This window comes from Rhodococcus sp. KB6, assembly GCF_001445685.1.
Lineage (GTDB): Bacteria > Actinomycetota > Actinomycetes > Mycobacteriales > Mycobacteriaceae > Rhodococcus_F > Rhodococcus_F qingshengii.
Genome location: NZ_LNAK01000154.1, coordinates 446330 through 464695 on the forward strand (window position 1 = coordinate 446330; position 18366 = coordinate 464695).

19 protein-coding genes and 1 riboswitch are annotated in these 18366 nt (G+C 62.5%); of the genes, 10 read left to right on the forward strand and 9 right to left on the reverse strand.

Translation table 11 applies throughout. The features are described from left to right. The first annotated feature begins 67 nt into the window (after positions 1 to 67). Complete coding sequence (locus tag ASU23_RS29465) at positions 68 to 949, forward strand: A/G-specific adenine glycosylase (protein ID WP_007726916.1); 882 nt, start codon at positions 68 to 70, stop codon at positions 947 to 949. Here the strand turns inward: ASU23_RS29465 and ASU23_RS29470 are convergent. Beyond that, complete coding sequence (locus ASU23_RS29470) at positions 946 to 1971, reverse strand: hypothetical protein (RefSeq protein WP_230793165.1); 1026 nt, start codon at positions 1969 to 1971, stop codon at positions 946 to 948. The two genes, ASU23_RS29465 and ASU23_RS29470, sit on opposite strands and share 4 nt — an antisense overlap. A gap of 59 nt (positions 1972 to 2030) precedes the next feature. Beyond that, on the reverse strand, positions 2031 to 2942 hold the full coding sequence (locus ASU23_RS29475; protein ID WP_058039256.1) for a hypothetical protein: 912 nt from the start codon (positions 2940 to 2942) through the stop codon (positions 2031 to 2033). Between the two features lie 224 nt (positions 2943 to 3166). Here ASU23_RS29475 and ASU23_RS29480 point away from each other — a divergent pair, with 224 nt between their 5' ends. Together ASU23_RS29480 and ASU23_RS29485 are read left to right on the forward strand one after the other, a co-directional pair. After that, a complete protein-coding gene (locus ASU23_RS29480) occupies positions 3167 to 5854 on the forward strand; it encodes a LuxR C-terminal-related transcriptional regulator (RefSeq protein ID WP_082661495.1) in 2688 nt (895 codons plus the stop codon). Positions 5855 to 5892: 38 nt separating this feature from the next. Further along, positions 5893 to 6318: an HIT family protein gene (locus ASU23_RS29485; protein WP_003945905.1), complete on the forward strand. Its 426-nt coding sequence runs from the start codon at positions 5893 to 5895 to the stop codon at positions 6316 to 6318. Here ASU23_RS29485 and ASU23_RS29490 read toward each other — a convergent pair. Beyond that, entirely contained in the window at positions 6303 to 7040 is a 738-nt protein-coding gene (locus ASU23_RS29490) for an alpha/beta fold hydrolase (protein WP_042453393.1), read from the reverse strand. The genes ASU23_RS29485 and ASU23_RS29490 overlap by 16 nt on opposite strands. A 45-nt stretch (positions 7041 to 7085) precedes the next feature. Between ASU23_RS29490 and mhuD the strand changes: the two genes are divergently transcribed. The 3 genes from mhuD to ASU23_RS29505 all read left to right on the forward strand — a co-directional run bounded on the left by mhuD (position 7086) and on the right by ASU23_RS29505 (position 8608). Next, the gene (gene mhuD / locus ASU23_RS29495; protein ID WP_007726927.1) at positions 7086 to 7394 is read left to right on the forward strand and encodes a mycobilin-forming heme oxygenase MhuD; all 309 of its coding nucleotides are present in this window, start codon (positions 7086 to 7088) and stop codon (positions 7392 to 7394) included. Positions 7395 to 7482: 88 nt separating this feature from the next. After that, positions 7483 to 7622: riboswitch (cobalamin riboswitch) on the forward strand. Between the two features lie 24 nt (positions 7623 to 7646). Beyond that, the gene (locus ASU23_RS29500; RefSeq protein WP_003945915.1) at positions 7647 to 7841 is read left to right on the forward strand and encodes a CbtB domain-containing protein; all 195 of its coding nucleotides are present in this window, start codon (positions 7647 to 7649) and stop codon (positions 7839 to 7841) included. Further along, on the forward strand, positions 7832 to 8608 hold the full coding sequence (locus tag ASU23_RS29505; protein ID WP_058039257.1) for a CbtA family protein: 777 nt from the start codon (positions 7832 to 7834) through the stop codon (positions 8606 to 8608). Before ASU23_RS29500 ends, ASU23_RS29505 begins: the two co-directional genes overlap by 10 nt. A 59-nt stretch (positions 8609 to 8667) precedes the next feature. Here the strand turns inward: ASU23_RS29505 and ASU23_RS29510 are convergent, their stop codons facing one another. After that, on the reverse strand, positions 8668 to 10503 hold the full coding sequence (locus tag ASU23_RS29510) for an NAD(P)/FAD-dependent oxidoreductase (protein ID WP_058039316.1): 1836 nt from the start codon (positions 10501 to 10503) through the stop codon (positions 8668 to 8670). A gap of 140 nt (positions 10504 to 10643) precedes the next feature. Further along, positions 10644 to 11789, reverse strand: a complete 1146-nt coding sequence (locus tag ASU23_RS29515; protein WP_058039258.1) for a hypothetical protein — start codon at positions 11787 to 11789, stop codon at positions 10644 to 10646. Positions 11790 to 12009: 220 nt separating this feature from the next. Here ASU23_RS29515 and ASU23_RS29520 point away from each other — a divergent pair, with 220 nt between their 5' ends. Together ASU23_RS29520 and ASU23_RS29525 are read left to right on the forward strand one after the other, a co-directional pair. Further along, entirely contained in the window at positions 12010 to 12789 is a 780-nt protein-coding gene (locus tag ASU23_RS29520) for an acetoin reductase (RefSeq protein WP_054826788.1), read from the forward strand. A gap of 77 nt (positions 12790 to 12866) precedes the next feature. Beyond that, entirely contained in the window at positions 12867 to 14135 is a 1269-nt protein-coding gene (locus ASU23_RS29525; protein ID WP_058039317.1) for a GAF domain-containing protein, read from the forward strand. Here ASU23_RS29525 and ASU23_RS29530 read toward each other — a convergent pair. The 3 genes from ASU23_RS29530 to ASU23_RS29540 form a co-directional block, all read right to left on the reverse strand. Then, on the reverse strand, positions 14114 to 14743 hold the full coding sequence (locus ASU23_RS29530) for a DsbA family protein (protein ID WP_228232432.1): 630 nt from the start codon (positions 14741 to 14743) through the stop codon (positions 14114 to 14116). The genes ASU23_RS29525 and ASU23_RS29530 overlap by 22 nt on opposite strands. A gap of 91 nt (positions 14744 to 14834) precedes the next feature. Next, complete coding sequence (locus ASU23_RS29535; RefSeq protein ID WP_042451934.1) at positions 14835 to 15488, reverse strand: response regulator transcription factor; 654 nt, start codon at positions 15486 to 15488, stop codon at positions 14835 to 14837. A 48-nt stretch (positions 15489 to 15536) separates the two neighbouring features. Next, positions 15537 to 16892 carry a sensor histidine kinase gene (locus ASU23_RS29540; protein ID WP_054781748.1) on the reverse strand — a complete coding sequence of 452 codons (1356 nt, stop codon included), beginning with the start codon at positions 16890 to 16892 and terminating at the stop codon, positions 15537 to 15539. Positions 16893 to 16916: 24 nt separating this feature from the next. Between ASU23_RS29540 and ASU23_RS29545 the strand changes: the two genes are divergently transcribed. Together ASU23_RS29545 and ASU23_RS29550 are read left to right on the forward strand one after the other, a co-directional pair. Further along, entirely contained in the window at positions 16917 to 17432 is a 516-nt protein-coding gene (locus ASU23_RS29545; RefSeq protein WP_003945701.1) for a DUF4352 domain-containing protein, read from the forward strand. Continuing rightward, positions 17429 to 17911, forward strand: a complete 483-nt coding sequence (locus ASU23_RS29550; protein ID WP_042923589.1) for a hypothetical protein — start codon at positions 17429 to 17431, stop codon at positions 17909 to 17911. The genes ASU23_RS29545 and ASU23_RS29550 overlap by 4 nt, the downstream gene beginning before the upstream one ends. On the opposite strand, the gene ASU23_RS29555 is transcribed toward ASU23_RS29550, so the two are convergent. Further along, entirely contained in the window at positions 17886 to 18320 is a 435-nt protein-coding gene (locus ASU23_RS29555) for an OsmC family protein (RefSeq protein WP_007726950.1), read from the reverse strand. The two genes, ASU23_RS29550 and ASU23_RS29555, sit on opposite strands and share 26 nt — an antisense overlap. Positions 18321 to 18366: the final 46 nt, after the last annotated feature.

The window sequence follows — 18366 nt, forward strand, 5'->3', positions numbered from 1 at the left end:
TGGCCCCCACAAGTCGACGTCTCCTTCGTCGACCAGGAGCACAGGTTCGAGGAGTGTGTCGGTAGCAGTGGCAGTGGAATCTTCGGTGCTGCTGAAGTGGTACTCCGAGACGGCTCGCGACCTGCCGTGGCGACGCGAGGGCGTCAGTGCCTGGCAGATCCTGATGAGCGAGATCATGCTCCAGCAGACGCCGGTGGTGCGCGTTGCGCCAATCTGGGAAGAGTGGGTCGAGCGCTGGCCGGTGCCGTCGGCGATGGCAGCGTCGAGCCAGGCAGAGGTGCTTCGCGCGTGGGGCAAACTCGGTTATCCACGACGCGCGCTGCGGTTACACGAATGCGCGGGCGTCCTGGCTGCCGAGCACGGTGACGTGGTCCCGGAAGACGTCGATACCTTGCTCTCGCTACCGGGAATCGGTTCGTACACCGCCCGCGCCGTCGCGTGTTTCGCCTACGGACAGCGAGTGCCTGTGGTGGACACCAACGTACGACGCGTAGTTGCGCGAGCCGTCCACGGCAATGCGGAACCCGGGAACCCGTCCAACACGCGAGACCTCGCCGACGTCGCGGCGCTGCTGCCGAGGACGCGTGCGCGCGCCGCCACCTACAGCGCAGCTCTCATGGAACTCGGTGCACTGATCTGCACGGCGCGGAACCCGAACTGCGAGAACTGCCCTTTGCCGAACTGCGCGTGGGTCGCTTCGGGCAAACCGGCACACACCGGACCACCCAAGAAGGTGCAGAAGTTCGCGGGCACAGATCGCCAGGTTCGTGGAAAATTGATGGCCGTTCTTCGCGAGAGTCACCGTCCGGTCGAGCGCGCGCAACTCGACATCGTCTGGCCGGCCGATCCGGGTCAGCGTGACCGTGCGTTGCATTCACTGCTGGTCGACGGACTGGTCGAGCAGACCGACGACGGCCTGTTTGCGCTGGCCGGAGAGGGTACGGCTTAGCCGACTCGCAGCGGGGTGCATTCTTCGGCTGTGGGTTCGTCGGTCTGGAGCGGTGCGACTTCCGGATCAGAACGCCGAAGTACAGCAGGAACGGCAGGCACCACTGGATCGCAAGGCGCAAGTGTCGGAATCTGTAGGGCAGCGCCGGGCGGGGGCCCGCTGGTGGAGGTCGCCGACTCGGCGCCGATGTTCGGGCTATCCGTGGACACCGCGCGCGACCCGTCCGGCGACAGAGCGATCAGCAACCCCGTCAACATGAGTAGAAGCGGCAGTACTATTGCCGCCGCCCACCGGACCCTGTTGACGGGCCGGACAGCCATGCCGTCACCGGACCGAACTTCGCTTCCGCGATCGGCCGCTACCAGCGCAGCCCCTATCGCCAGTTGGGTCCGCTCGCCGAGAAACAGGAAGCCGAGACCTGCCAGTTCAGCGGCTTCCGCGGACGGCTGCCGAGAGTCTTCCTTCACGAGCATCGCGACGAGCATCTTGGGCACAGGGTCTCGTTCGGCGACGAGGAGGTCCAATGTCGCAGCAAACGTCGAGCTGTCCGCAAGCAACTCGGCCGTGTCGTAACGATGCGCCGAGTCCACGACGCCTGCTCTCGGGTCGACGGCCGCGATCACGGTCTCACTGCCGTCCGGCCAGAACGCGAGAATCGGCGACACACCAATGAGAGCGTCGACCGTCCGCAGGTAGGCAAGCCGTGCGTCGAGACCGTTGACCAACTCGATGTTCTCGAAAGGACTGGAGGACAACGAATCCGAGACATGTTCGCGCACGTCCGCACGCTCGCACATCACTCCGACGACGGTGGGGCACAGATTCGAGCGCAGGGCTCGACCGGTGGCGACCTCGGCCGCGGAGGCGAGTGCGCGCGCCGACGCTTGCGGAGAGGGAACAGTCCCGTCTGCACCCCAGGGGTGACGGAACTCGTCGATCGAGCCCAGAAGGGGTGTGTCTGCATCTACGAGAGCTGTTGAAATTGACTGATTTTCGAATACAACGCCCAGGCTTTCACGCACTGGATCCTCCATTGACTGCTACTGACTGTTACGAGTGTTGCCATTCCTGCGAAGCTGTATCAGAACGTCAGGCCACCGACCGCCATTGCACCTGGTTCCAGCACCACTTCCACCGGCGCTCGGCCGTCGACCGTGACGCGATACGTCCCCGGTAGCAGTCCGACAAACGAGAAGTGACCCTCGAACGGTTTCACCGTCCGCGCTGTCGCGTGCCCGCATTGATCGACGCCGTCGATCACCACCGCCTCCGAGATGCCCGATGTCACCAGACCTGAGATTCGTCCATCTGCCGAGACAGCAGCCCACTGGCTTCTCTGACCACCAACAGAAATCCCGTACGGATCACACACTCCCGGGGTGGTCGCCACCCGCACCGTGACATCGCCCGACCGCACGCGAACCGCCCCCCGATCTGCGGTGACCAGTGCAGCGATCGGTAGACCGTCGGCGTCTTCCCGCTTTCCCGCAGTCATCGTCGCCGTTCGGGTGAAGTACCGGTCCGCTTCCAGATTGCCTATCAGGCAATGTAATCCGACCTCGTCGACACCCGAGCCGTCTCCGCAGTAATCAGGCACGGACGGCAGAACGAAACCTCGAGGCACCGGAAGTTGCACGACCACGTCGGAGAGCGGGTTGCCCCGGACACCGATGTCGATGACATACGTCACCGGATCACCCTCTCGGACAATGCCGTTGGACGGTCCCGAATCGAGCCCTGGACCGTCAGCGGGATCGAAGGGCGGTGCACCGTCAATCACCGTCAGCTCGACGGCGAAGGGAGGCACGAACTCTCCCTCGGCCGCCAATCGAACATCCGACTGCATCGGCAGCAAGCCGAGCGCAGCAGCGCCGACCACCAGAGCTCCGGTCACGACAACTATGCCGATACCTCGCACTCCTCGGCGCCACGCTCTCGGCCGGAGTCCGACGACAACGGCCTTCGACCGCACCTCTGACAGACGAGTTCTCACGACGCTCCTTCGATGTCTGACTCTCGGGCCTCCGACAGGCGCTCGCGGCCACATTTGGCGAATCCCGAGCTACGTTCAATAGAAGTCGCTCGAGGGACTCGAAAGCCAATGGTGACGGCGTGATTGTGTGGGTGAACTTCTCTCAGCCGGGGTGAATTCCCGGGTGAATTGCCCGGGATGGCACGCTCTGGATTCGCACCAGCTACGCTCCTCCCTGTAGATAGATGGATCGAGACAATCCGCCCAAACTCTTCAATCATTGCGGGGCGCGAAAGCAGAAAGGGTCCGCGCTGATGTTCGGGATGGACGGCCACGACTGGGCAGCTATTCCCGAAAGGCGCACCCTCGCGACGTCGATTCCCCGGCAAGCGCTCTTCGACAAACTTGACCGACGTGCCGCGCTGACCATCGTCCGTGCACCGAACGGCCACGGGAAATCGTCGTTGATCGCATCGTGGCTGCGCGCCCATTTGGCATCCGAACGAATACTCGTCTGGGTCTCGGCCCCACGGCCCTCGTCGACACTCGAAGATTTCTGGGCCGTTGTCCTCGATCGAATCCACGCTGCCGGAATCGCACTGCCCGACGTCGACGATCTCGCCGATCCTTTCACCGCTGTCGCCAAATCCCTGAACGCCCTCAGCCGCCCCGTGCTGCTCGTGCTGATCAGGCCGGATCTGATATCGGAACCAGAGTTGGACGATCAGTTGATCGAACTCCTCGCCCTCTGTCACAACCTGGACCTCGTGGTCACGCTCTCGGGCTTCGGCATGTTCTCCGAGCCGTACCTGCTCGACACCGACCACGAGGTGATAAGCGCGAGTGAGCTGTTGTTCACGAGAGCCGATACCGCCCATTTGCTCGCACAAACTGACGTACACACGACTGACGGTGATGCCGAACAAATCACATCCCTGACAGGTGGGCTGCCAGCGCTGGTTCGTGTCGCCGTTCCCGCCGTCCAGACATCGGGTAGCCGCAACCGCGAGCAGATGATCGGGAAGAACATCGCGCAGGCGATCGACGACTACGTGAACAAATCCGTTCTCATGACCGCTGATCATGTGAAACAACTCGAGTTCCTGCTCGCGACGGCCTTTGCGCGATCGATCACCGTCGACATCGCCGCCATGCTGTTCGAGTCCCAACACCCTGAGGATGGCGAGACCGTTCATCAGATTCGCGTGCGCCTGGCGATACTGGAGACAGCCGGGTTGTTGTCACGGGTCGAGACCGAAGCCGAAGAAACCTGGGAGCTGCCGCCTGCAATTCGTCGATCGATACTCGCGCACCAAAAGCGCGCTGGAGTCGATCCGGCGCAACGTCTTTCGTTCCTCGCACACAACCGACTCGACCACGGTCATCACGCGTCGGCGCTGGACTACGCGGTCGAGGCACAGAACTGGACCCTGGCAGTAGACATCGTCGAGCAACACTGGGTGACGATGATCGTCCACAATCTGGACTCGGTTCGCTCTGCTCTCCAACGGATTCCGGCGGAAGCAGCGGACAAACACTCTGCCGTGGAGGCAGGGCGCGCACTGTTCACGATGCATCCTAGCGAGCGCTCGACGGTAGTCGACTTGCTACCCGAATCGCCGGCAGAACTGTGGGCTCTCGGCGCTGAAGCCGGCGCGAAGGACGCCTTGAGCATTGCCTGCGTTCAATCGATCATGCTCAGGATGGCAGGCGAGTACGGGCTCGCAGCAGAAACCACCAGGCGCCTGTCTCATCTCAGTCGCAGTGCGCTGGAGAACAACCCGGAAGCGGTCAGCGCACAGCTCCCTCTCATGCGACTTCAATGGGCGATCAATTTTCAATTGAGCGGCAGGTTCACAGAATCCACGATCAAGGCTCGAATGGCGTACCACGGCGCCCTGTCTCATGGAGTCGACTTCATCGCTCGTAACTCTGCGGGAAGTGCCGCCCTGAATTGGGCGCTGGCTGGTGAGCCGCGGCAGGCCACACACTGGTCCGAACTCGAACAGAAGCATCCGGACCCCGGCGGTTGGCTCGAACCTGTGGTCAAGATCGCCGGCCTGACAGCACGGGCGCTCACTGCTCTCGACACACTCGACTTCGACGACGCACGTCTCGCATTGACCGAACTCGGTCTTCCGTCCGACACCGAGGAACTGTGGGCATTCGTCGTCTATGCGCATTGCCAATTCGCCTTGACCTCCGGCGACCACACTGCGGCACTACTGTTGCTCCACAATGCGATCGAAGCACATTCCAAGCAGTACACGGCTACATCTTTCGCGCTTCCTCTGTTGCAATCCGCAGAGATCGATCTCTTGCTCGCTCTCGGACAGGGGAACAATGCCGTAGCACTGGCCAAGGAGATCATCGATCCTGCAGCCAACCCGTGGACGCTCACGTCGGTGGCGCGTTTACGTCAGCGGATCGGCCAGAACGAGGCCGCGGTGGCGCTGTGTCACCAGTTCGACTGGTCTGGCGTATCCTATCCGCGGGCACAGATGGAATCGCTTCTGGTGCAAGCGGTTGCCCACTCCGAGCTGGGTGAGCCACGCCTCGCCTCTCAGGAGTGGTCCAGAGCGTGCAGCATCGCGGATCAGACCGGACTTCTACGTTCGTTCGCGACCATCGCATCGTCGGACGTCGAGAAACTCGAATCGATGGCCGAAACGAAATCGCGTGCACTGGCCGAATTCTCGAAAAGGGCTCCTGCGGAATCTTTTCCGGAATTCGTACATATCGTGGAGCTGACCGAACGCGAACAGAAAGTCCTCTCACTCCTGGCGCTCGGCATGGGGTCGGCTGCGATGGCCGACAAACTGTACGTGTCCGTCAACACCGTCAAGACTCAACTGCGCACTCTCTACAAGAAGCTCGACGTACACAATCGAAACGAAGCGATCACGAGGGCACGCCAACTGCGCTTGCTGTAGTCGGGGTCGGATCTGATTTCGGACTACATTCTGTAGGCATGAGCACCGATTCCTGCGTCTTCTGCAAGATCGTCGCGCTGACCGAGCCGGCGATTCTCGTTCACGAGAGCGAGACAACTCTCGCATTCCTCGATGCACGGCCGGTGAGTCGCGGACACACCCTGGTGGTCCCCAAGCGTCATGCAGAGAACCTCGATGCTCTCGAAAGTCACGAAGGCGCAGAGATGTTCCGCGTCGGCACGCTCATCGCCGGAGCTCTACGCCGCTGCGACATCGCCGCTGACGGAGTCAACTTTCTCGTCAACGACGGGCGTGCCGCGGGCCAAACCGTGTTCCACTCGCACCTGCACGTCGTCCCCCGCCATCGCGGCGACAAGGCGAAGTTCGCTGCTGGACTCCTCGCCAGGCGAGCCGTCGAGCTGGAGCAGGTGGGCGCGTCGATCCGAAGTCAGCTCACGGTCTGAAGGAATTCCGTCACCACTTCGCGATAGCGCTGCGGTTGATCGTCGTGGACCAGGTGGCCTGCATCGGCAATACGTACGTACCGAGTTCCCGGCCTCTCGGCCATCTCTCGCATCTGTCCCTCAGGGGTGATGGTGAACTCTCCCTCGATCAGCAAGGTCGGCACCTCGATCGCCTTCCACTGATCCCAGAAATGCCTCGTGCCCCACTCCTCCGAGATGTCGCGGAAGGTCGACACGTCGCCGTGCAGGTACCACCCGTCGTCGCGGCGGTCGAAAGAATCGAGAAAGTACTGGCCGGCGACGGGGCCGAAGAATTCCTTCATCGCCTCCTCGGAAGCAAACGGCTGCGGCCACGCCGAGATCATCTGCGCCCAGTCCGCAGCGGTGCGTCCACGAAAGTCCGGGGCCATGTCTTCGAGGACCAGCGCACAAACCTTTTCGGGATGCGCGGCGGCGAAGCACCACGCATGCAGAGCCCCCATCGAATGACCGATCACGATCATCGGCTCCTCGATGGACGCAACCGCCGATGTCAGGTCCTCGACGAATGCCTCGGTAGTCAGTGCCGCTGGCGCCGGCCTGCCGTGACCGGCAGCGTCGAAGGTGTAGACGTGGCCGAACTCGCGGATCCACGGCACCTGGCGTCGCCACGTTCGGGAGCTGCCCATGAGGCCGTGCAACAACAGAATCGGTTGTCCCGTTCCACCTTCGTCATGCAACACGAGTGTCACGGTACGCGGTGAAGGTGCGCGGGTAATGTCGCTTGCATGGCAGTCGTGAAGATCAATGCAATCGAGGTCCCCGAGGGCGCCGGCCCCGAACTGGAGAAGCGCTTCGCAGCACGCGCTCACGCAGTCGAGAACTCCCCGGGCTTTCTCGGATTCCAACTCCTCCGCCCCACCGCCGGTGAGAGCCGCTACTTCGTGGTGACCCAATGGGAGTCCGAGCAGGCGTTCGCCGATTGGCGTGACGGCCCCGCCCGTGAAGCCCATTCCGGCGAGCGCGCGAAGCCCGTCGCTTCGGGTGCGTCGTTGCTCGAATTCGAAGTTGTCCTGGACGTCGCCGCAAAGAGCTGATCTCGAGCGATTGTGCCTGCCTTGGCGGGCACAATCGACGGTCATCTCGGCTTCACGCGTTGACACGGTGCGGGCTGTAGTGCAAAAGTTCGCATGTAAACGCGATGGTCCGACAGGAATCCGGTGAAAGCCCGGAGCGGTCGCGCCACTGTAATTCGAGGTGAAGTGCCTTTTTCGGCACGACTATTTCGACAGCCAGACACTTCGGCCATCGCATGGACCTAGGGGACGCGAAAATCCCAGGAGGCTTCGATGGCTCTCGCCTATTCTCCCGATACGTCGATCGATTCGACTCGTCTTGCTTTCCTCGCCGCTGCAGTAGTTCTGTTCGCGATGCTGGCTCTCTATCTGGTCGGATTCGACCAGGGCGCTATCTCTCGCACCGGCATGTACATGCATGAATTGATGCACGACGGTCGACACTTGATGGGCCTGCCGTGCCACTAGTCGACAATTTCACGAAGCTTCTCATTCGTGGTTTGTTGGCTGGTCTGATCGCAGGCATCCTTGCCGGCGGAGTTGCATTCGTGCTGGGTGAACCGCACGTCAACGCTGCCATTGCGATCGAAGAAGCCAACACCGCCACCGGTGAGGTTTCCGGCGAAGCCGCTGGGCATTCGCACGGTGACGAAGAAGAACCACTGGTGAGCCGCGACGGGCAGCGCGCCGGGCTGTTCCTGGCCACAGCGCTTGCCGGACTGGCACTCGGGGCGATCTTCTCGGTCGTTGCCAATTACGCTCGACGACTCACCGGAATGTCCGGGCCGTTGTTGGCGATCACCATCGCCGTCGGTGGTTGGCTGGCTATCGAGGCTGTCCCCTTTTTCAAGTACCCGGCCAATCCGCCGGCCGTCGGAGATCCCGACACCATCAACCAGCGCACACTTCTGTGGCTGGCCGCCGTGATTCTCGGGCTACTGTCCGTCACCGCGGCAGCAGCGGCGGCAAAGGCAGTTTCCGGGCACGAGTTCCTCAGCGTGCGCATCGCTGCTCCGGTGGCTGCGTTCCTGGTGATCGCCACGATCGGTTACGTCTCGCTTCCCGGCATCAACGAGGTGGGCGAGGACTTCCCGGCAACTCTGCTGTGGGAGTTCCGACTTTCCTCGCTCGCTACGCAGGCGACGCTCTGGCTCGTACTCGGGTTGGCATTCGCCTTCCTTACCGAGCGCGCGACCAAGAACACCGAAGTAGCAAAAAAGTACGCCCTTCGCTGAACCTGCTGTGCGCCTTTATTAACCTTCCGCGGTTAATAAAGGCGTACAGCAGTTCTTTTTCAGCTCAGATGATGCACTTCTTGCAGTCCGTACACCGGTGTCGGGATGCCCTCGTAACGCGCCTTCAATTGCAACGCCAAGTACAGCGAGTAGTGGCGCGACTGATGCAGATTGCCTCCGTGGAACCACAGCGCTTCCTGCTGCGTCGGCTTCCACATGTTGCGCTGCTCGCCTTCCCACGGTCCCGGGTCCTTGGTGGTGTTCGACCCCAGGCCCCACACCTTGCCGACCTTGTCGGCGGTGTCCTGACCGATCAGATCCGCCACCCAGCCATTCATCGAGCCGTAGCCGGTCGCGTAGACCACCACGTCGGCAGGCAATTCCGTACCGTCTTCGAGGATCACGCTGTTCTCGGTCAGCTCACGAATGTTGCCGTGCGCGAGCTTGATGTCTCCATTGGCAACCAGTTCGGCCGCGCCGACGTCGATGTAGTACCCCGAGCCGCGGCGTAGGTACTTCATGAACAGACCTGAACCGTCGTCGCCCCAGTCGTGCTCGAAGCCCGCCTTCTCGAGGCGATCGTAGAAATCCTTGTCGCGCTCACGGATTGCGTCGTACACCGGGATCTGAAACTCGTGCATGATCCGGTACGGCAGCGAACCGAACGTGAGGTCCGCCTTGTGCGTCGTCATGCCGGCGGCCAGTGCACGCTCCGAGTACAGATCGCCCAAGCCCAAATCCATCAGCGAATCCGACTTTACGATGTGCGTCGAGCTGCGCTGCACCATCGTGACGTCGATGCCGTTCTCCCACAGTGCGCCGCAGATGTCGTGCGAGGAGTTGTTGGCCCCGATCACGACGACCTTCTTGCCCACGTACTGATCCGGGCCGGGGTGCTTGCTCGAGTGGTGCTGATCGCCGAGGAACTTGTCCTGCCCGGGGAACGTCGGAACGTTGGCCTTGCCGGACATACCCGTCGCCATCACCAACTGCTTGGGACGCAACGTCAGCTTCTCGCCGTTGCGGTTGACCTCGACGGTCCATTCCTGGGTCTTCTCGTCGAACGACGCCGAGGTGCAGGTCGTGGAACTCCAGTACGGAACCTCCATGACCTTGGTGTACATCTCGAGCCAGTCGCCGATCTTGTCCTTGGGCGCGAACACCGGCCAGTTGTCGGGGAACGGCATGTATGGCAGGTGGTCGTACCAAACCGGATCGTGCAGGCACAGGGACTTGTAGCGTCCGCGCCACTGATCGCCGGGTCGCTCATGGCTGTCGATCACGATGGCCGGTACTCCGAGCTGACGCATCCGGGCGCCGAGCGCGATGCCGCCCTGGCCGCCGCCGACGATCACGACGTAAGGCTGTGTGGTGTAACCGAGTTCGCGGTCTTCGATCTCCTTCTGCTCGGCCCACGTGATGCGGTTCGGGTCTGCCCCATGCTTGGCGCCGCGCGGACGACGAGTGCCCTTACCTTCTTCGTACCCCTTCAACTCCTGCAGCGACGTCAGCAGGGTCCAACCTTCATCTCCCTTCAAACGAAGGTGCCCGTGCGCACGCCCGGTTGCAGTCTCGAACTCGATCCAGGCTGACGTGACGCCGTCGGCCTCGTCGGGCGTCTCGGTCGTCCGGAATCCCGAAGGATCGGTGTCGTCGAGTCGCGCGGAGAGCATGTCGGCGATCTGCTCGCGACCTTCGACGGTCTTGATGTTCCAGGTGAACGACACCAGGTCTCGCCAGAAGCTGTCGAGTGCGAATTTGCCTGCCACACGCTCGATGTCACGAGCCGCGAGGGCCGACTCGAAATCCGCCAGCCAGGCGTCGACGCGCTCCTGAGGTGTCACCGCCGTCAACTTCACCTCGGGGGTGACTGCGGAATCGATGGTTTGCGTCATCACTTCTCCTTGTTTGTGAATGTGACACACAGCACATCCCATAAGTGGCCCCGGTCACAAGCGTTGCAGTCTGTTGCAATCAGTGGACGCGGTGCCGGCGTCCGATACCGGTTACCCGCACCGAGGTGCGGGCAACCGACTCACCCCTCAGCAGGCTTGAATCTGCCGAGTCCCAGCGACTGAAATCCCACGACGTAGAACAGCGTCCACAACACGGCCCAATCCACGAAACCCAGTGCATTGCCGTGCAATCCGTCGACAACTGCCGGCTCGTGAAGAATGTACTCTGCCGCAAAGCGGTAATAGAACAAGAATGTGACCACCGCGAGCGCAAACGTGAGCAGCGCGCGGATCGCCAGGTTGACCCCGTCCGCAAAGCCCGTGGGCTTGTTACCGAAGGCGTTGGCCCAGAAGATCATCCAGAAAGCCCAGCACACCCCGAGCTGCGCCGGGAATTGATGGATCACACCGCCCAACTCGGCAACGGCATCGCTTCCCACCAGCGCCTTCACGACCGGAAGTGCCACGAAGTACAAGCCGGTTCCGACGGCGAAGTTACCGATCGTGGCTGCGAGCGCCGTCTTACCCCCGCCGCCGAACAGTCGCCACGGCCAGTTGTCGAGCGTCTGGCCAGTCAGGATCACGACCACCACGACGCAGTAGAACCACCCGAGTACGGTGTCGACGGTCATCAACGGATCCGTGGCGGACAGCGACACGGACGGCAGACCGAACACGAAGTACAGCGCCAGCGTCGGAACGGCGACAAACGCGATCTCACACAAACCCACCAACGGCTGCTTCATCCCTAGGGAAGTCCACGGCCAATGCTGCCAGTTCAGGACCACCATCACCCAGGTCCCGAAGCCGAAGAGCACGAACAGCGCACCCGCGAAATATCCGAGGCCGCCCTCACGATCGGCCGCGAAATCCGGGTACAAACTCCCCAAGCCGTTTGCCAGGAGCCACGTCACCACGACGGCGAAGACCGCGGTCGCGACCATGATCGCCAGGCCTTTCGCCGGCTGCGGGAGTCGGTCGAAGCCGGCGAACTCGCAATTGAAGCCGATGAACACCACAAAAAGGATTGCCCAGAAAAGCGCCGCGTTGAACGGCAGAGGATAGAAACTCCAGGGACTGGTGGTCGGATCGGCGAGCAGGTACCAACTCGCAACCGCCAGCACGAGAACGATCACGAGGTTCGCGATCCCGAACCCGATCCAGCGGCGTGACGGTTGTCGGCTCGGCGTGGCCGGTTCCGTGGGTGTGTCGACTGTAGCGGTCATGTTCCCTCTCCCAGATTGTCTCGCAAGATGATTCGCGAAGTGGTTGCGCAACTATGGAGCCGTCGCGCGGGACATCGGGAGGGTTGCCGAGGGTTGCAACCGCTGCCCCATTCTGCGGAATTGCAACACGGTGCAACCCTTCCGCATTGTGGTCGCCGTCACATACAAATCACTCACCGGTTCCCAGGCAACCGGTTCACTGCTTACGAGGAGAAACTGCATGAGCATCACGGGCAAGGTAGTACTGGTCACCGGCGCAGGCCAAGGCATCGGACGCGGAATCGCTCTCCGCCTCGCCCACGACGGCGCCGACATCGCGTTGGTCGACCTCGACCAGACCAAGCTGGATGCGGTTGCCGACGAGATCAGACAGATCGGCCGTCGTGCAACGACGTTTGTCGCCGACGTCAGCGATCGCGCGCGGGTTCACGCAGCCGTCGAACATGCACACCAGGAATTGGGCGGATTCGACGTCATCGTCAACAACGCGGGAATCGCTCTCGTCGGCCCGATCTCCGACGCGACGCCGGAAGAGGTCTCCAAGATCTGGAGCGTCAACGTCGACGGCGTCCTGTGGGGAATTCAAGCTGCAGCAGCAAAGTTCCAAGCTCTGGGTCAGCGCGGAAAGATCATCAACGCGTCATCCATCGCCGGTCACGACGGGTTCGCCATGTTAGGTGTTTACAGCGCAACAAAATTCGCGGTCAGGGCCCTCACTCAGGCTGCAGCCAAGGAATACGCGTCCGACGGAATCACCGTCAACGCGTACTGCCCCGGCGTCGTGGGCACCGACATGTGGGTGACGATCGACAAGAGGTTCGCCGAATTGACCGGTGCACCAGAGGGCGCCACCTACGAGAAGTTCGTCGGCGGAATTGCGCTGGGTCGAGCTGAAACCCCCGACGATGTCGCCGGTTTCGTCTCGTACCTTGCCGGGCCCGATTCCGACTACATGACCGGTCAGGCCGGTCTCATCGACGGCGGCCTCGTCTACCGCTGACCGCGGTGTCTTCACTGAAAGCGGTGCCTTCGCTGAAAACGGTATCTTCGCTGAAAAAGCGGTTGCCCGAGCCCGCGATGCCGCCCGGCGAGGATCCTCGCGACTACGCGAGGACCCTCGCCGCGGTGTACGACGCGACGATGGCCGGAGACCGCGCACCGGCCCGCCCCAGGGACGTGGTCCGCCAATCGTGGCAACGCCTGCGCGAGTTAGGTATCGACCCCGAACACAACCGGGTCGAACCGTCCATGGACGTCGCCGAACTCGATCTCCGTCGTCGTGAGTCCGGACTGTACGACGTGCTCGACGACGTGACGCGTGGACTCGAATCAGTTACCGCGAGCGGTGAGAACATCATGGTCGTCGCAGATCTTCGCGGAACTGTACTGTGGCGCAGCGGGTCCCATCGAGTACTGGACCAAGCTGCGCGTCTGGGATTTGTCGAGGGTGCGAACTGGGCCGAGGACAGCGTCGGCACCAACGCCATCGGAACGGCATTGGTGTCACGACAGGCGGTTCAGATCTTCTCGGCGGAACACTATGCGCGCAGCCATCATCCGTGGACCTGCGCGGGGGCACCCATCCGCGATCCGCGGGACGACCGTGTCATCGGCGTCGTCGACATCAGTGGTCCCGCCAAGACCGTCCACCCCACCACACTCGCTCTGGTCGACGCCGTCGCACGCCTCGCGCAATCACACCTACGCGACAAGCATCGGGACAATCTCGATCAATTGCGTTCTGTTGCAGGGCCGATGCTTGCACGTAGCGGATCACCGGCATTGGTGATCGATACTCATGGCTGGGTAGCGGCGGTCGATGCGCTACCTCATCGCTCGCGCGTGCTGCTCCCCGCGGCTTTGGCTCCCGGCAGGACGTGGTTCCCCGCTTTGGGTCTGTGCGAACTGGATCCACTTCCCGGCGGGTGGGTGGTCCGGCCGATCGTCACCGGCGAGAAAATCAGTGCGCCCACGGTGCATATCGATCTGCGCGATTCCGAGAACATGTCGGTGACCGTCACGTCGGGGTTGGGCGAATGGGCCTACTCCCCGACCCAGCGGCATGCGGAGATTCTGTTTCTCCTCGGATCCGAGAGGCGTGGGCTGACCGCATCGCGGTTGGCGCAGGATCTTTTCGGTGACCCGGCCCGCACGGTGACCGCGCGGGCCGAGATGTCGCGTCTGCGCAAGAACCTTGCCGGAGTTGTTGCAGCGCAGCCGTACCGGTTCGTCGATGCAGCGCACGTCACGCTTTCCTGCCCCGACGACGGTGCACATCTGTTGCCGTTCTCGAACGCCCCGGCAGTTCGTGCCGCTCGCCTTACTCAGGCCGGTTCGGAGGCCTGAGTAAGCAACTGCAGAAACACCTCTTCGGGTTGAGCGCCGGATACTGCGACCGCACGGTTGGCGACGAAGAACGGAACGCCGCTGACCTGCAGTTGGCGGGCCATGGACAGATCTTCGCGAACAGCCTCGGCTGCGGCATCGGAGCCCAGTTGCTCGCGCACGACGTCGGCGTCGAGGCCGACGCTCACGGCCAGCTCGACCAGCACCTCACGGTCGTCGATCACCTTGCCGTCGCTGAAGTGCGCTTTGAACAGCGCTTCGAGGAGTTCGTTCTGCCGCTCACCCGCGAGATGCAGCAACCTGTGCGCATCAAAGGTGTTGGCGGCGATCACGGTGTCGAAGTCCAAGGTCAAGCCGACCTCGGCTGCCGTCGCGCTGACGTGGGCGAACATCTGACGTACCTGTTCAGGCGCCATCCCCTTCATCTCGACCAAGGCGTCGAGTTCGGTTCGTCCCTCTCCCACCGGGGTCTCCGGAGCGAGCTGGTACGAGCGCCAGATGACGTTGACGCGGTCCTTGTTCTCGAAACGATCCAGAGCCGAAAGGAACCTGGTCTTTCCGATGTAGCACCACGGACAAGCGACGTCAGACCACACTTCGATGGTCACGTCTTGGTCAATCACGATTTGATCAGTCACCGAAGGTGCAACAACGAACAGGGCCGGGATTAGTCCCGGCTCGCGTCACGAGGTCACAGAATCACGTGACCAGACCACACCGGAACGCGATCAACGACGCACTCACCCGGTTGGGCACACCGAGCTTGGCGAACAACGAGGAGATATGCGTCTTGACGGTGGTCTCACCGAGGTACAGCCGCTCCGCGATGACGCTGTTGGCCGCGCCTGTCGCCAGGATTGTCAGCACTTCGCGCTCACGCTCAGTGAGCGAAGCGAGGGGAGTCAGGTCGGGTGCTTGCCGACGCGGCGCCGAGGCCACGATGGCACGTAGAGAATCGGAGCTGAACAACGAGTGGTCCGACGCCACCACCCGTACTGCCTGCTGGAACGCCTGTGGGGCCGCGTCCTTGCTCAGAAAACTGTGCGCGCCCGCCTCGACCGCCTGCACGACCATGTCGTCGACGTCGAAGGCGGTCATCGCAATGACCTTCGGCGGATTGCTCATGGTCATCAACTCTCGGGTGGCCTCCAAGCCACCGACCCGTGCCATCTTCAGATCCATCAGCACCACGTGCGGACGAAACCGAGTGACTTTGGCTGCGACCTGATCGCCGTCCTCGGCCTCGGCAACCACCACGATGTCCGGCGCTGCTTCCAGGATGTCCTTCATTCCGCGCCGAACCCAGGCGTCGTTGTCGACGATCAAAACTGTGATGCGCGAGTCAGCGTCCATAGTGCGCTCAGATTACCCAGAGCCCCCGACAGTCGGAGGGTGGGAGGGTTACGACGACCAGGGCACCCAGCAACTGACGAGGAAATCGTCCCCCAGCGCGCCTGCCTCCACCTTGCCGCCGATTTCTCTTGCCTGTTCGGCCAACCCGCGTAAGCCGGACCGCGAACCGATCGACGTCATGGGTGCAAGCTCGCTCAGCTTGTTGCGTGCGAGGATACGAATTCCGTCGTGCGGCGACCCGGTCACCGAAATGACGAGCATCTGGTCGCTCGCGTACTTCTGGACGTTGGTCAACGATTCCTGAACGACGCGATAACAGACGTGCCCCGCCAACATTCCGACATCACCCGGGAGCAACTCCGATTCGAGACGGCAGTGAATGCCCGCGGCGCGTGCACCGTTGACCAGATCGCCGATCGCGTCGATCCCCTGGTGCCCGCCGTGTTCGCGGCGATCTCCGCTTCCCCTGAGCACTCCGACGATTCCCTTCAATTCGTCCAAAGCCTCGTGCGCGGTGGTTCTGATCATCGCAGCGGTGTTGACGACCTTCTCGGGATTGTCTGCCGCGCTGACCTGTAACCCACCGGCGAACAACGAAATCCGGCTCAGACTGGCCGCGATCGTGTCGTGCATGTCGCGCGCGATCCGCGTTCGTTCCTCGGTGCGAATCATCTCGTCGCGCATCACGTCTGTTTTCTCGGTGGCAAGATCCCGTACGTGCTCTGCCTCGACGAGTTCGGTTCTGGTCCGAATCAGGAGCGAGAGCGCCACGACGATGCCGACCATGACGGCTGCGACGAGCCACGGGATCCAGATGGCGACGTCGTATTGAACAACCGCCGAACCGTCCTTGGGTTTCATCGTTCCCATCGTGAGAACGGAGTACTCACGATTGCGAAAAGCGTCGTAGGTCAACGAAATTCCGCACGCGACGAAGACAGCTGCCGCAGCGGCAGCAAGCCGAGGCCCACGCGCGATCCGAGCAACGGCGAACAATGCGATGAGCGCCGCCGTCGCATCGGTGGGGAAGAACAACGGGCCGACCAGCGTGATCGCCAGAACCACCCAGGGATACTGATGGCGCCACACAAGCGATATCCCACCGGCCACGCCCAGGACGAACCCGATACCGACCAATACCGGTGGCATATTTCCCGACGCGCCTGCGATGCCCACCGTCATGAAGGAACAGAAAAGGCTGAACGCGACAGCGGCGGTAGTCCATACGCGTCGTCGCACAACGGTCCCTTTGGTGGTGATCACCGAGCAAGCGTATCCACCGCCACCGACGCCTCGAATCAGCCGAACGGGTGGACGAACCGCCAGGCTCCGACCGAAAGGATGAGGCGGACCGATCTTTCGACCGAAGCGGTGAGCAGTCCTCACATCGTTGACTTGTGCCATACCAACTCTCGAAAGGCGCACATCATGCGATCACTCCGCACTCCCCTCGCCCTCCTCGCCGTCGGCGCAGCCCTGTTCGCAACCATCGCCTCGGGCGAGACCGACGAAGCGAAGAAGGTCGACGACAACGGTTCTTCCGCCGCACCTGCGGCCGCCTTCGGAATCGGTGACGTCGTCGAACTGGGCGACTGGCGCGTCCAGGTACACGGCGTCGTCGATCCCTACGTCTCGACCAATCAGTTCATCACCGCTGATCCCGGAAACCGCTACGTCGTGGTCGACACCGAGGTCACCAACAACAGTGACAAGCCGTCGACGGTCTCGTCGATGATGTGCTTCGAACTGCAGGACTCGGCAAACAAGTCGTACAACATCACGTTCACCGACAGCAGCACTTCGAGTGTCGACGGAGAGCTCGCGCCGGGCGCTGCCAAACGAGGCGAATTGGCGTACGAGGTCCCCGAAGCCGCCACCGGTCTGCGCCTTCAGTTCAAGTGCGATCTGTTCTCGTCCGGCTCGGCAACCATCAACCTGTCGTGAACCGTCCGGGCGATCTGCTGCTGAATCCGTGGGCACTGGTCTCGGTGGCCGTCATCTTGATCAACGACCACGTACTCAAAGGGGCATTCGGGAACACGATGACGGGCAAGCTGTCCGACGTTGCCGGTGTGTTCCTGCTTCCCCTGCTTCTGCTCTCGGTTCTCGAGGTGCTCAGGCGAAGTCTGGTGGGGCGAGCAGCGATCGCCTGGTCCATCGCAGTCACGGGGATCGGCTTCGCCGCCGTGAAGGTGATATCGCCGATCGGCGACGCATACGAGTGGGTGATCGGGTTTCTCCGCCTGACCGCAGGAGGATTCCGCGGAGATCTCTTGCCGATCCTGGTCTATCGCGATCCCTCGGACCTGTGGGTGCTCCCGATCCTGTTCGCGAGCTATCTGGTCGTCACACACCACCGCACTCGGGCGCCGGAGGGGGCGCCCGAGCGCGAGATGATCAGTCCAGGGCCGCATCCAACGTGATGTCGACGCCGGTCAGTGCCTTGCTGACCGGGCAGGTTTCCTTGGCCGCCTGGGCAACCTTGGCAAAACCGTCGGCGTCGAGGCCGTCGACCTCGGCGCGAACGGTGAGCTTGATTCCGGTGAGCTTGAATCCGACCGTGTCGGGGCCGAGTGACACGTCCGCGGTGATGTCGAGGCTCTGGGGGGTCCCGCCGGCCTCGGCGATCAGGGCCGACAACTGCATCGCGTAGCAGGACGAATGCGCCGCGGCGATGAGTTCCTCGGGGCTGGTGGTTCCGCCGGCCTCCTCAGCTGCGCGCTTGGGGAACGACACGTCGAAGGTGGCGACGCCCGAGCTGGTGAGTTCCACCTGTCCCGATCCGGCCTCGAGGGTGCCGTTCCAGGCGGTGCGTGCGGTACGAGTTGGCATTGCTGTCCCTACTTCCGTCTTCACATGATTCGGTGAACGCCTTGCG